Origin of the sequence: Halorussus lipolyticus (assembly GCF_029338375.1) — an archaeon.
Lineage (GTDB): Archaea > Halobacteriota > Halobacteria > Halobacteriales > Haladaptataceae > Halorussus > Halorussus lipolyticus.
On sequence record NZ_CP119804.1, the window covers coordinates 1,203,324 to 1,215,337 of the forward strand.

A 12,014-nucleotide genomic window follows, 5' to 3' on the forward strand; every position below is an offset into this window, starting at 1 on the left:
TCCCACCGAGCGCGTCCCGGTGGACTGTCCCACCGAGCGCATCCCTACCCCGAAACGTCGCGCTGGCGGGGGTACGACTCCGGAACCCCGAACCCGGCGTCTTCCAGCGTCTCTGTCGCGCTGGTCAACTTCCGGACCCACTCCTCGCCCCGAGGAGTCCGGGCGTTCGCGGCGTAGCGAATCGGCGCTCCCGTGACGGTCCGGTTCTCCAGTTCCACGCTGGCCTCGGCGTACTCGTCGGCGAACTCGGGGTTCGAGAAGTCGATTCGGTCGGGGAGCGCGAGGTGCGGCAGGTCGTGTTCGACCGCCATGTTCCGGTAGGCGAACGCGGCGTCGATGCCGCCCGATTCCAGCGTCCGGAGGAGACCGGTCTCGGGGAAGACGCTCGTTCTGGCGAGGACCTCCTCGGCGTCGATACCCCCGGCGAGTCGGAGCGCCATCACGGTCCGGTACCCGAGGGGGTCGCGGTCGGGGTCGGTCCGGCCGAGCGAGAGGCCGGGGTCCGCGAGGAGGTCCCGCCAGTCGTCGTACTCGTCGGCGAGGCCGTCGCGGACCGCCGCGACCAGCGCGTTCGTGGCGAAACAGGTGACGCGCTCTGTCAGTCCGGCAAAGAGGCGCGGGTCGGCCAGCGCCACCGCGTCGGGATTGCGCAGGCCGTCTTCGAGCAGGCGGCGGCAGGCGACGCTCCCGTGGGCCTCGACGCTGGCGCGGCCGACTTCGGTGGCGAGTTTCTGGAGGCTTCCGGCGACGAGGACGTTCGCCCGGCCTCGCTCTCGCTCGGTGGTCGAGGACGCCCGGTCTCGTCCGGCCTCGGTTTCGTCGGCGTCCGACCGGACCGCCAGCGCGCCGACGCCCACAGCACTCCCGACAGCGAACAGACCGGCACCGCGACGGACGACATCGCGCCGATTCGGCATGTGCGTAACTGTAATCCGGCACGGGAAAATAATTTCGTAACCGATAGCGGTTACGCGGTTTTCGGCGGAACGAGCGAGGTGTCGAATCCGAGAGTCGAGCGGTCTGAATGAGTCGTCTTCGACCAGTATTCGGTATTAAACACGATATTTGTTTTTCAAGGAAACAATTTGTTGTCTTTTGGAAATGATTTCGAAGCTTCCTCCGCCCCATCCGGTCGGACTCCGGGCCGACGAGACTGCCGAGCAGGCGAACGAATCGAGGCGTCGGCCGTCGCGTTCGACCGGTGTCTCGAACTCTGTCACCCGGTAAATCACATTGTCGGGGTTGAACGCTCCCCCTGATTCAAGAGGACGAGCGTAGAGTGGTACGCTATGGCCTCTCGGGGAGAAATTGCGGTCGTGCATTTCACGGGGCGAATCGCGGAGGGCGACGACGAAGGCGAAATCTTCGACACGACCGACGTGGACGTGGCAATGGCAGAGGACGTCTATCACGGCCACCGGGACTACAAACCGCTGGAGTTCCGGGTCGGCGAACGGAAGGTCGTGGCGGGGTTAGACGACGCGGTACGGGCGATGGAGGTCGGCGAGGAGCGCACCGTCCGGGTCGAACCCGACCGAGCGTTCGGCGAGCGAGACGAGTCGAAAGTGGTCGAGTTCCCGCGGGCCGACCTCGAGGCCAGAAGCGACGTGACCGCCGAACCCGGCGAACTCGTCCGCTCGGAGACCGGCGAGACGGGGTGGATTACCGCGGTGGACGACGAGACGGTCACGGTTGACTTCAACCACGAACTCGCGGGCCTCGCGGTCGAGTTCGACGTGAAACTGCTCGACGCCTACGACGACGGCTAAAAGCGGTCGCCCGAATCGGCTACGACGAGGTGGTCGTCGTCTCTGCGCTCTCGGTCGTCTCCCCGCCGGGCGTCTCGGTCTCTCCCGCTTCGACCGTCACCGCGACTGCGAGCGGTTCGTAGGCGGTCGCACCGTACCCGCCGGTGTTCCACGGGTACTTGTCGTCCTGAATCCCCAGCAAGGCCTCGTCGGGCGCGGAGATGGTCGCGGGTTGGGTCCGGTCCTGTTCGTCGGTGGCCCGCGACATGATGGTGTGGTCGCCGGGTTCGGGGTCCCAGACGTACCGGAACTGCCGCCACGACGCCGGACCCATCACCGGACCGAAGAACTCGGCTTCCGACCACGACTCGCCGCCGTCGGTCGAAACCTCGACCGTCTGCACTTCGTCGTCGCCGGCCCACGCCACGCCGATGATTTCGACGGTCCCGCCGGGTCCGGGCGTAATCGTGGCGTCCTCGGGCGGATAGCCGACCAGCGATTTGACCATCTGGTCGTACAGGTAGGGGTGGCGAATCTCGTCGGACTCCATCTGGTCCTGCGTGTCGAAGGTCGAGATGCTGGGTTGCTGATTGACCTCCTCGTCTATCGGGATGAGGCGGTAGGAGTACTGTTGCCAGTGGGTGTAGAGGCGCTGGTCGCCCTCCTCCCACTCGTCGCCGAACACCATCTGGTCCATGACGTGCATCCTGTCTACCCACTTGACGTTGTTGTTGCCGAACCATCCCGGCACCAGCAGACGCACCGGGAAGCCGTGTTCGCCCGACATCGGACTCCCGTTCATCTCGTAGGCCAGCAGGCAGTCGTCCATCACCTTCGACATCGGGATGGAGCGCGTGAAGATGTCCTCGCCCTCTGGGGCCTCTCCGCCCATCACCGACAGCCACGACCCCTCGCTGGTGTCTGCGCCGTACTCCTCCAGAATCTCGCTGACCGGCGTACCGGTCCAGACCGTGTTTCCGACCGCGCCGAACGTCCACTGGTTCCCCCCAACCTGCGGGTCGAAGTACGACCGACCGTTCCCCGAACACTGCATCGTGTGGGTGACGGTCTCGGTCGAGTAGCCGTTTCGAATCTCGTCCATCGAGAGTTCGACCTCCGAATCGACCATCCCGGTCAGCGAGACGGTCCACTCGTCCTCGTCGATGTCCGGTGTCGAGTAGTGGTTTCGGATGTAATGCTCCTCGCGCGGCGTGACGAAACTCTCGTAGGTCGTGCGAGACGCCGCCTCGGCGTTCGCCGGGTCGGCCGCCAGAATCCGAAGCCCCGGATACCGCTCTTGCAGACTCTCCTCGGGTTGCCGAGTCGTCGTCTCTTGGCCGCCTTCGGTGGTAGTCGTCCCGTCCTGTCCGCCGACGTTGCCTGCCAGCACGCCGACCCCCGCCAGCGTGCCGGTCGCCATCAGAAATCGCCGCCGGTCGAGATACTGGTCTCGCGGCGTCTCCGTGTCGTCCCCTGTCTCCCCGGACATACAGAGCGTTTGGCAACCTCTAACAGTATAAATCTCCGTCTGACGTGGCGTTTAGTGCCGGATTAATCAAACTTCCTCGCGGACCAAAGTATTCCTCGTCACTACTGAGATTCCGTCAACCATCCCGAACGTTCTCATCGAAACCGGGAAGGAATTCGTTGCATCTGCAAAAGTTCGGAGGTCGAACCCTCACTCGCTGACTATCACCCGGCCCACCATCCCCTGTCCGGCGTGGGGCACGCAGACGTAGCCGTAGGTGCCGGGGACGGTGAAGGTGTGTTCGAAGGTTTCGCCGACCTCCATCACCATGAACGACCGGTTGCCCTCGTAGGTGGCGAACGGTTCGACACCCTCGGGGAGTTCGACTTTCGAGTGGGCCTCGGGCTTGAAACTCACGTTGTGTCCCTCGCTCTCGGCGGTCCACCGAACCGTGTCGCCGACCGAGATTTCGACCTCCTCGGGCACGAACTGGAGATACTTGCCGTCCGGTCCGACCGCAACGTCTACGGTCTCGCCCGACTCGGCCCCCGTCGTCGTCTCCTCGGATTCCGTCGTGGTCGTCCGGGCGTCTCGCTCGTACTGGCCGACGTACCGCGACCGACCGATGGCGTTTCGCATCACCGCATTGACGACCTGCCGGTACTCCGCGCCGGGGCCGAGGTCCAGCGACGATTCCAGCGCGTAGAGACTGAACAGATAGGTGTGTTGTGGGTCGCCCTCCGGCGGACACGGCCCGACGTAGCCGAGTTCGCCGGTCCCGTTCGCTCCTTGCACCGCATCGCCGAGCGCACCGACCGTCTCGCTGGTCGGGACGCTCTCGGGAATCTCGCCGGCGTCGGCCGGGATATTCCAGACGAGCCAGTGGACGAACGGCGGGTTCGGCGCGTCCGGGTCGTCCATCACCAGCGCGAAGGCTTCGGTGTCCTCCGGCGGATTCGAGATGGAGAAGCGAGGAGAGACGTTCTCACCCTCGCAGGTGAACCGGGTCGGAATCGACTCCCCGTTCTCCCACTCGTCGGTCGAGAGCGTGAACTCGCCGTCCTCGGTGGTTGTCGCTTGGTCGGTTTGCTGTCCTTCGAAATTCGTTCGCTCACCGCGGTTCCGACTCGCTCCGGCGTACCCTGCGACTCCGGTCGTCGCGGCCACCGCGGCCGAGCGCAGAATCGTTCGTCTGCGCATGGGACGAGTTAGAGGTTCTGGGCGAAAGCAGTTAGGGGATATTTACCGTGATAAGTTTTCCCACACAAAGACGAAGTAGGCGCGTCTTCGTTCGAAGGTTGAACGCAGTCTACCTGTCCGTCGTTCGAGACGGCCATTTCATCATGACACACGACAACACTCCCACCCATCTCTCCGCGTCGCGTCGCGCCTTCCTCGGGACCGCCGGGAGCGTCGCAGTCGGCGTCGGTCTCGCCGGTTGTTCCGGAAGCGCGCCCACAGCAGACGACCCGAGCGGCGAGCGGACGTTTCGGATGGTCGGTTCCGCTATCCGAACGTTAGACCCCGTTGCCGCCGCCGACTCGGAGTCAACCACCGTCGTCACGCAGTTGTTCGACGGCCTCGTCCACTACCCGAAGGGCAACATCGACCCCGAACTACTGTTGGCCGAGGACCACCGCGTCTCCGAGGCCGGGCGAGTCCACACCTTCGAACTCGACCCCGAGGCCACCTTCTCGGACGGCCGGCCGGTCACGGCCGACGACGTGGTTTACTCCTTCGAGCGACTCGCGGGGTCGAAACACTCGCAGTCGGCGAGCAAACTCCTCGACGTTCTCGGCGTCGAACACGAGACCGAAACCGTCGAAAGCGACGACGGGACCACCGAGGAGTACGTCCCCGGTTCGCTCGGGGTCGAAGCGAAGGGAGACCGGACCGTCGAGATTCGCCTCGAAGAACCCTTCCACACCGCGCTCGGGGTGCTGGCCTACCCGGCGTTCTCGGTGGTTCCCGAGGGCGTCCTCGGCGACGTCGAGGGCTACGACGGCGAGATGAGTCACGAGGAGTTCGCCACCGAGAACCCCGTCGGCGCGGGACCGTTCGTCCTCGATACGTGGAAGAAAGACGTAGAGTACTCGGTCACGGCGCGCGACGACTACCGAGGCGACGGCCCCTACGTCGAGGGGATTCACTGGAAGGTCACCTCTAACCCCTCGGCGGCCTACACCTACGCCATCAACCGGAACGCCGACGCTTTCTGGGTACCGACCGGGAAGTTCGACCCGAATCTGGTCAGTATCGAGAAGACCGACCGGAAAGGCCGGAAAGTCGGTACCTACGGTCCCCTGCCCGAGAACGGCGAGACCGTCCAGTACCGCCAGATTCCGCTGACGTGGACCTACTACCTCGGGTTCAACGCCGAGAACGTCGAGCGGCCGGTCCGCCGAGCGGTCGCCTACGTCCTGAACCAGCAGACGCAGGTCGAGAAGGTCCATCAGGGCCGGGGCAAGCGCGCCGGCCACCTCACGCCGCCGAACCTCTACCCCGGCGGCAACCCGGCCTACGAGGACCACGCCGAGCAGTACCCCTACGGTCTCGGTGAATCTCGATTCGACGAGGCCCAGAGCGTGCTGTCCGAGGCGGGGTACGGTCCCGACAATCCCGCCGAGATGACCCTCTCGGTCTACGACGCGACGGCGTGGTTCGAGACCGGAAAGCTCCTGCGGGACAAACTTGCTCGGGTCGGCGTGGACGTGTCCGTAGAGCGCGTTCCGTTCGCCACCATCGCCGAGCGCGGCCAGAACGGCGACTTGGACGCCTTCACCTACGGGTGGGTGATGGACTACCCCTCGCCGGAAAGCTTCCTCAAGATTCTCTACCCGCCCTCGTCGGGTGACCAATTCTTCTTCTGGGGCGGCACGGACGCGGCAGACCGGGCCGAGAGCGCGTGGCAGACGGTCCTCGACCATTCGTCGGGGAGCGACGCCGACCGGAAAGCCCGCGCTGAGGCCTACCGCGAGATGGAGTCCGCCAACTGGGAGGACGTTATCGCGCTCCCGGTCTACCACCCCGTCGGCGAGGGGTTCTACTACGACTGGGTGGACGTGCCCAAGACCGGGGCCGCCGGGTTCTCCAAGCACAAGTACACCGACGTTCGGGTCGGCAAACGCGACTAACCGGCCAGTGAGTGACGGTCGGACGCTCGTCGGCCGACTCTCCTCGCCCGATTCGCGGAAAACCTTGTTGGAGGGAACTGGTTTAAGTACTCGTGCGCCCTGTTGTCACCCGATGACCGAACTCGACCCGCCGGACGAGCGCGAATGCCGAGAGTGCGGGCGGCGGGACGCGTGGAATCCCGACTCCCGGAGTTGGCGGATTCGGGACGACGCGCACGCCGGCAACCCCCACTGCATCCACGACTGGGACATCAACGGGACGTACCTGCCGATTCGGGAGTGAATCGGACCGTCCTCGAAGCCGAACCGAAGCCCAATCGAAGCCGAATTCGAGACTCGGAAAATGGTAAGATGCGCATAGACAATTAGAAAGCATTTCCAAGAATTTATTTTCCATTCCTAAGAAAATAATTACCTTTCCAAGGAGCAGTCGGCCAATCGCCCGCCAGCGAACGCCCAACTGACCAACCGTCGGGTGGGATGAAGGGGCCGCCCGGTCGCGTCCAGTTTAGTCGTCTGGCCGACCCCTATCTGCGCCGCGCGGTGTCTCGCCGAACGGAGAGAGGCGAGGCTCGGAAGACGCGGTTTGTCTTCCGGTGCGGGAAGGCGCAGATATGTCGGCCAGCGACCGCGACCGGGCGGGGGCTTCAAGAAGACTTCATCACCGCGACTCTGCTGTTCGCCCGTCCAGTCCGACGACAACTCGAATCGTCGCACTCCCCTCTCACCCGAACGTTCAAACCGGAAGCCGCGACAACCCCGGACCATGCTCGCAGTCGCCGGCGGTAAGGGCGGTGCCGGGAAGACGACCACGACGCTCGGACTCGCCGGGGCGCTCGCTCGCCAGCGCAGAGTCGTCCTCACGGCGGACGCCGACCGGGAGATGCCCGACCTCCACGCGATGGCCGGGGTAGCCCGGCGGCCCGGCCTCGACGCCGTGGCCGCGGGGTGGTCCTCGCGGTTCGCCGCCGGCGTGGCCGACGCGCCGACGTGCGGCGTCAGGGTCTTGCCCGCCGGGAGCGGTCCGGCCGACGGGCGAGCAACTGGTCGGTCTCCGCCCGACTCGGACGTTGCCGCGGTCGGTCGCGCCGAGGAGTGGGCCGATAGCGTCCTCCTCGACTGCCCGGCGGGAGCGGGACCCGACGCAGTTGCACCGCTCCGGGCGGCCGACGCCGTAGTGGTGGTGACGACCGCCGAACCCGCCTGTCTGCGGGACACCGCCAAGACCGCCGCGATGGCCCGCGAACTCGGCACGCCGGTCGCGGGTGCGGTGGTTTCCCGCGCCACCGAGGCCCCCGAGGGCGTGTCGCGGCTTCTGGAGTGTCCGCTCCTCGGGACCGTGCCCGACGCCGGAATCACACCGTGCGAGAAGTCGGGGGACGGCCCGCCGTCCTCGGACCGCGACCCGCTGGCCGACGAGCGAGTCCGGTCTGCACACGACCGTCTCGTGTCAGCCCTTCAGCCCAAATACTTATGAAACAACGTTCCAAAAGCGTGCAAATACGTGCCACGGCGTCTCTCGACCGGCATCGAAGTGTTAGACCGGAAACTCGACGGAGGACTACCGAAGGGGAGTATCGTTTCGTTGTCGGCTCCTCCGGCGAGTCAGGCGGAGCTACTGCTCTACGAGTTCACTTCGGCGCGACGGACGCTCTACCTCTCGACCGACCGCGACGAGGCCGCCGTGACAAAAGCGTTGGAACGCGCCCCGGGCAACACCGGGTCGCCCGACGTGCGCCGGGTGCCGGGCGACGCTCCGCTGGACCACTCCCAGCGGTTGTTTCGGAGGCTCCCCGAGGACTCGAATCTCATCATCGACCCCATCGACCTGCTGGAGAAGCAGGACGAGGGCAGGTATCGGAACTTCCTCAACGACCTCCAGAACCACCTCCACAACACCGAGGGCGTGGCGATTCTCCACGGCCTCGACGGTCGGGCGGTGCCCGACTCGCGGGACGTGACCGAACACGTCGCCGACGTGGTGTTCCAACTGCACATCGAGTACTCCGGCGACACTATCGAGACCCGCCTCGCGGTGCCGAAGTTCCGCGGGGGACGGGCGCTCTCCGAGACCATCAAACTGGAACTCGCCGAGTCGGTCCGCATCGACACGAGTCGGGACATCGCATAATTCCAGCTAGAACGATTAAGTTTTTAGTATATGTATTTCGATATTTGGGTATGGTAGAAGATAATAAAGACCAAACTGAAGACGACGTTTCTGAAGCCAAAATACGAGAGATTGTACAGGAGGAGATGGCCGACGAGGGTGAAAGTTCCAACCGAGCATCCGGGCGTCGAAATTTCTTGAAAGCAACAGCACTTACTGGTCTCGGCGGACTCTCGCTAGGAGTTGGAGGTCAAGAGATCGTAAAGAATGGCATCGGAATAAGCCGTGCTACCACCAGTGGGGGTTCACTCAGTAACATCGGTACGCTCGAAGGTCCCCTGACGGGCGGCGACTCGCTCACTAACATCGCTGGGTCAAACCTGAGTATCGACAGTAGCGGGAATCTGAACGCAACTTCTCCGACGGACATCGGAGTCGTCACGTACTTATCCACTGCCCAAACGCTGTCGAGTGGGACGACCAGTAAAATCCAGTACGACACGACGGCATTCGACCACCGTTCCGAGTTTGATGCGAGCAACCACGAAATCCAACTCAGTGGGGCGGGGACCTACATGGCGACCTTTACGGTCAAGTTCAACAGTCCGCCAGACCAGACTCTCATCAGCAACCGTATCTCGTTGAACGGAACGAGGATAGGAAGCGAAACGAGAGGTTCCTCGGGCGGTTACGACGAAACGCTGACCAGTCACGCGCTGTTCGAGGCGAGCAAGGGCGACGTCGTTTCGGTGGCCGCATTTCAGGATAGCGGTAGTTCGCTCGAACTCAAATCGGGACGTTGGAACACCAACCTGTCGGTCGTCCAATTAGGTTAGTAGCTACTCCGAGATGGTTTTAGGAGTATGAAACCGAGCAATTCTTTCGAGAGATAGGTTCTGCATTGGATGTCTCTATCGATAGTCGCACGGCCCCTCACTCAAAAAATAGACTAAAACTGGCTTACTCGTCGCTGGCTTCGGCTTCTTCGAGTTCCTCGACGATTTCGTCCTCGTCCACGTCGGCGTCTTCGAGGGCTTCTTCGAGGTCAGCGCCGCCCATGCCGCCGCCCATCATGCCGCCCATCGGACCCATGCCGCCGCCGTCGATGGTCTCTTGGATGATGACGCGGTCCAGACCGAGCTGGTCCATGACGTTCTGGGCGATCTGCTGTTTCTGGAACATCCACTGCTGGTTCATTGCCAACTGCGGAGTGCTCTCGATGTAGAGGGTCTCCTTCTCGACCGTCTCGGTTTCGGTCTCGGGTTCGGCGTCCTCGTCGTCGGACTCGACGATGGTTTCCTCTTCAACCTCGTCGGTCTCGATCCACATGTCGAGGTCGGCGTCGATGTACATCGAGACGAGACCTTGGGCCTGCTCAACGCGGTCCTCGACCTCACCGACGATTTCGTAGTCGTACTCGATGTCCTCGCCGGCCAGCGGGTGGTTGAAGTCCACGCGAGCGCGGCCGCCGATGATGGTCTCGACGTGACCGTGGTCGCCGTCCACGTTGACGTGGGCACCGGGGTAACGCTCGTCTTCCGGAATCTTGTCGGCGCTGACGGTCTTGACCTCTTCGGGGTTGTACTCGCCGAAGGCCTCCTCGGCGGGGATGGTCGTCTCGCCCGAGTGGCCGACCTCTTTGCCGACGAGGTCCTCCTCGACGCTCTCGAAGATGTGGCCTTCGCCGATGACGATGGTGCGCGGTTCGAACTCGCGCTCCTCCTCGTCGAGACCCTCCTCCTCGGCGACTTCGGGGTCGGTCGTGTCCACGATGTCGCCGTCGTCTACGGTGCGCGCGGTGTAGTCCAGACGGATGAAGTCGCCGTTCTGGAACCCTTCATTGGCCTCCGCTTGTGCTTCTTCTGTCTCTGCGTCGGCCGCTTCGGCCTCTTGTTCTTCACTCATACCCGGAACGTCGCTCGTTCGCCCCTTAAGAATCACGTTTCGTGTTTTGCGGTCGTCCACCGGGCGAACCGGCGACAACACGACACAGGCCGGGTAGGACGCCCGAATACGGAATTTTCGGCGAGGACACCGGCGTTCGCCGAACGCGCTCGCCCGTCGTCTGGCGGCCCCCGACACCGGCCCCTATCGAAACGATTTAAAGTCGCGGACGGGTAGGAGGGGGTATGAGCCAGTCCAAACAGAAGCAGGCGCGACGATGCGTCTCCTGCGGGATTAACATCTCCGGGACGAACGCGGCGTCGTTCAAGTGCCCCGACTGCGGGCAACAGATTTACCGCTGTGCCAAGTGTCGCAAGCAGAGCAACCTCTACGAGTGCCCCGACTGCGGGTTTATGGGTCCGTAACCATGGGAAAGGTAGCCGCCAAAATCAAGGTCATGCCGCAGAGTCCCGAAATCGACCTCGACGAGCTTCAGGAGACGCTCGAAGACTCGCTCCCCGAGGGCGCGAAGATTAACGGCTTCGAGCGCGACGAAGTGGCGTTCGGCCTCGTCGCCCTCCTCCCGACGGTCATCGTCCCCGACGACACGGGCGGGACGGAAGCCGTCGAGGAGGGCTTCTCGAACGTCGAAGGCGTCGAGAGCGTGGAAGTCCAGAACGTCGGCCGCATCTAATTCGGTTTTCGGCTCCGCAGTTGCGGTTTTTTGTTCGATGGTGAGCGACGGGTATCTCGGCGCTTTTCTAACGGCTGAGAAATGAGAATCTTTGTTAGGGCATTAGAAAGTTACTTTAGACCAATGCAAAAGAAGGTCAGGGCTAGCTACCGTCTGAGCAAAGGAGTCTCCGCATAGCACTGCTACCGCGAACCTCACACCTCCCCAGCCTCCTCACTCCCGTCGCTTCGCTCGGTCGTTCGTCCCTCGCGCGAGTCGTTTGCCTCGCTTCGCTCGTCACTCCCGCGCGCCGGGGCTTTTGTCCGGATTACCGAAACTTACGGCGTCCCGGCCCCAGTCGGCGCGTCCGGCAGGTCGAACTTCTCGGCGTCGATGCCCAACTCGTCCAGTGCCTGTTCGAGGTGGCGCTCCTCGGCGAAGTCGGCACCGTCCTCCTCGCGGATTCGCTGGGCCGCGGCGAGGACTTCGCCGCGCCGGTCGTCGGGAATCGCCCACTTGTCGGTCGAGAGTTCGATGGTCAGACCGTTGTGGTCGCTGGTGTACAGCGAGTGGAAGATACCGCGGTCGAACTCGTTGTAGCCTCGCCCGGCGTCTTCGAGGGCCTCGCGGACCTCCACGAATCGCTCGGGGTCGATGGAAAACGAGAGGTGGTGGACCGCGCCGACGCCGGTGCGCTGGGGCCGCGGGTTCGACGGCCGGTCGTCGTTCACGAAGAAGGTGAGGATACGCCCGTCACCCGTGTCGAAAAACAGGTGGGTCGAGTCGGGGTCGTCCAAGTTGGGTTGGCGAAGCACGAGGGGCATCCCGAGGAGGTCCCGGTAGAAGGCGATGGTCTCCTCGGCGTTGCTCCCGACGAGCGTAACGTGGTCGGTGCCGGTGGTGTTGATGGGGCTATCTGGAAGGTCGGCGGTGACCTCGAAGTCCTCGGCCGGTCGGCGTTCGTCTGCCATACCGCTGGGTAGTCGGCGAGCAACAA

At 63.8% G+C, this 12,014-nt stretch carries 13 protein-coding genes; 8 read left to right on the forward strand and 5 right to left on the reverse strand.

The genetic code is table 11. The features are described 5' to 3' along the window. Positions 1 to 44 precede the first annotated feature (44 nt). A complete protein-coding gene (locus P2T57_RS06075; RefSeq protein WP_276301595.1) occupies positions 45 to 917 on the reverse strand; it encodes an extracellular solute-binding protein in 873 nt (290 codons plus the stop codon). 372 nt (positions 918 to 1,289) lie between these two features. Here P2T57_RS06075 and P2T57_RS06080 point away from each other — a divergent pair, with 372 nt between their 5' ends. Beyond that, positions 1,290 to 1,769 (forward strand): FKBP-type peptidyl-prolyl cis-trans isomerase, encoded by a 480-nt coding sequence (locus tag P2T57_RS06080; RefSeq protein ID WP_276301596.1) that lies wholly within the window; start codon positions 1,290 to 1,292, stop codon positions 1,767 to 1,769. Positions 1,770 to 1,788: 19 nt separating this feature from the next. On the opposite strand, the gene P2T57_RS06085 is transcribed toward P2T57_RS06080, so the two are convergent. Both P2T57_RS06085 and P2T57_RS06090 read right to left on the reverse strand, forming a co-directional pair. Beyond that, positions 1,789 to 3,237, reverse strand: coding sequence for a sulfite oxidase (locus P2T57_RS06085; protein ID WP_276301597.1), 1,449 nt, complete (start codon positions 3,235 to 3,237; stop codon positions 1,789 to 1,791). Between the two features lie 189 nt (positions 3,238 to 3,426). Further along, positions 3,427 to 4,416 (reverse strand): YbhB/YbcL family Raf kinase inhibitor-like protein, encoded by a 990-nt coding sequence (locus P2T57_RS06090; protein WP_276301598.1) that lies wholly within the window; start codon positions 4,414 to 4,416, stop codon positions 3,427 to 3,429. Positions 4,417 to 4,559: 143 nt separating this feature from the next. On the opposite strand from P2T57_RS06090, the gene P2T57_RS06095 reads away from it, so the two are divergent. The 5 genes from P2T57_RS06095 (at position 4,560) to P2T57_RS06115 (ending at position 9,296) form a co-directional block, all read left to right on the forward strand. Continuing rightward, complete coding sequence (locus P2T57_RS06095) at positions 4,560 to 6,350, forward strand: ABC transporter substrate-binding protein (RefSeq protein ID WP_276301599.1); 1,791 nt, start codon at positions 4,560 to 4,562, stop codon at positions 6,348 to 6,350. Between the two features lie 112 nt (positions 6,351 to 6,462). Further along, the gene (locus P2T57_RS06100) at positions 6,463 to 6,633 is read left to right on the forward strand and encodes an HEWD family protein (RefSeq protein ID WP_276301600.1); all 171 of its coding nucleotides are present in this window, start codon (positions 6,463 to 6,465) and stop codon (positions 6,631 to 6,633) included. A 483-nt stretch (positions 6,634 to 7,116) separates the two neighbouring features. Further along, positions 7,117 to 7,827 (forward strand): MinD/ParA family ATP-binding protein, encoded by a 711-nt coding sequence (locus P2T57_RS06105; protein ID WP_276301601.1) that lies wholly within the window; start codon positions 7,117 to 7,119, stop codon positions 7,825 to 7,827. Between the two features lie 27 nt (positions 7,828 to 7,854). Next, positions 7,855 to 8,481: an RAD55 family ATPase gene (locus P2T57_RS06110; RefSeq protein ID WP_276301602.1), complete on the forward strand. Its 627-nt coding sequence runs from the start codon at positions 7,855 to 7,857 to the stop codon at positions 8,479 to 8,481. 50 nt (positions 8,482 to 8,531) lie between these two features. Further along, positions 8,532 to 9,296 (forward strand): hypothetical protein, encoded by a 765-nt coding sequence (locus P2T57_RS06115; RefSeq protein WP_276301603.1) that lies wholly within the window; start codon positions 8,532 to 8,534, stop codon positions 9,294 to 9,296. 124 nt (positions 9,297 to 9,420) lie between these two features. On the opposite strand, the gene P2T57_RS06120 is transcribed toward P2T57_RS06115, so the two are convergent. Further along, on the reverse strand, positions 9,421 to 10,365 hold the full coding sequence (locus P2T57_RS06120; RefSeq protein ID WP_276301604.1) for an FKBP-type peptidyl-prolyl cis-trans isomerase: 945 nt from the start codon (positions 10,363 to 10,365) through the stop codon (positions 9,421 to 9,423). Positions 10,366 to 10,589: 224 nt separating this feature from the next. Here P2T57_RS06120 and P2T57_RS06125 point away from each other — a divergent pair, with 224 nt between their 5' ends. Further along, positions 10,590 to 10,769, forward strand: a complete 180-nt coding sequence (locus tag P2T57_RS06125) for an HVO_2753 family zinc finger protein (protein ID WP_128478397.1) — start codon at positions 10,590 to 10,592, stop codon at positions 10,767 to 10,769. Positions 10,770 to 10,771: 2 nt separating this feature from the next. After that, a complete protein-coding gene (locus P2T57_RS06130) occupies positions 10,772 to 11,038 on the forward strand; it encodes an elongation factor 1-beta (protein WP_276301605.1) in 267 nt (88 codons plus the stop codon). Positions 11,039 to 11,355: 317 nt separating this feature from the next. Here P2T57_RS06130 and P2T57_RS06135 read toward each other — a convergent pair whose 3' ends face one another. After that, complete coding sequence (locus P2T57_RS06135; protein WP_276301606.1) at positions 11,356 to 11,988, reverse strand: VOC family protein; 633 nt, start codon at positions 11,986 to 11,988, stop codon at positions 11,356 to 11,358. Positions 11,989 to 12,014 lie beyond the last annotated feature (26 nt).

Excerpts from the sequence above, each read along its gene's own strand:
- P2T57_RS06115 (WP_276301603.1), top strand. The coding sequence starts at position 8,532 with ATGGTAGAAGATAATAAAGACCAAACTGAAGACGACGTTTCTGAAGCC.
- P2T57_RS06075 (WP_276301595.1), bottom strand. The coding sequence starts at position 917 with ATGCCGAATCGGCGCGATGTCGTCCGTCGCGGTGCCGGTCTGTTCGCT.
- P2T57_RS06085 (WP_276301597.1), bottom strand. The coding sequence starts at position 3,237 with ATGTCCGGGGAGACAGGGGACGACACGGAGACGCCGCGAGACCAGTAT.
- P2T57_RS06100 (WP_276301600.1), top strand. The coding sequence starts at position 6,463 with ATGACCGAACTCGACCCGCCGGACGAGCGCGAATGCCGAGAGTGCGGG.
- P2T57_RS06080 (WP_276301596.1), top strand. The coding sequence starts at position 1,290 with ATGGCCTCTCGGGGAGAAATTGCGGTCGTGCATTTCACGGGGCGAATC.
- P2T57_RS06135 (WP_276301606.1), bottom strand. The coding sequence starts at position 11,988 with ATGGCAGACGAACGCCGACCGGCCGAGGACTTCGAGGTCACCGCCGAC.
- P2T57_RS06120 (WP_276301604.1), bottom strand. The coding sequence starts at position 10,365 with ATGAGTGAAGAACAAGAGGCCGAAGCGGCCGACGCAGAGACAGAAGAA.
- P2T57_RS06090 (WP_276301598.1), bottom strand. The coding sequence starts at position 4,416 with ATGCGCAGACGAACGATTCTGCGCTCGGCCGCGGTGGCCGCGACGACC.
- P2T57_RS06095 (WP_276301599.1), top strand. The coding sequence starts at position 4,560 with ATGACACACGACAACACTCCCACCCATCTCTCCGCGTCGCGTCGCGCC.
- P2T57_RS06105 (WP_276301601.1), top strand. The coding sequence starts at position 7,117 with ATGCTCGCAGTCGCCGGCGGTAAGGGCGGTGCCGGGAAGACGACCACG.
- P2T57_RS06130 (WP_276301605.1), top strand. The coding sequence starts at position 10,772 with ATGGGAAAGGTAGCCGCCAAAATCAAGGTCATGCCGCAGAGTCCCGAA.
- P2T57_RS06125 (WP_128478397.1), top strand. The coding sequence starts at position 10,590 with ATGAGCCAGTCCAAACAGAAGCAGGCGCGACGATGCGTCTCCTGCGGG.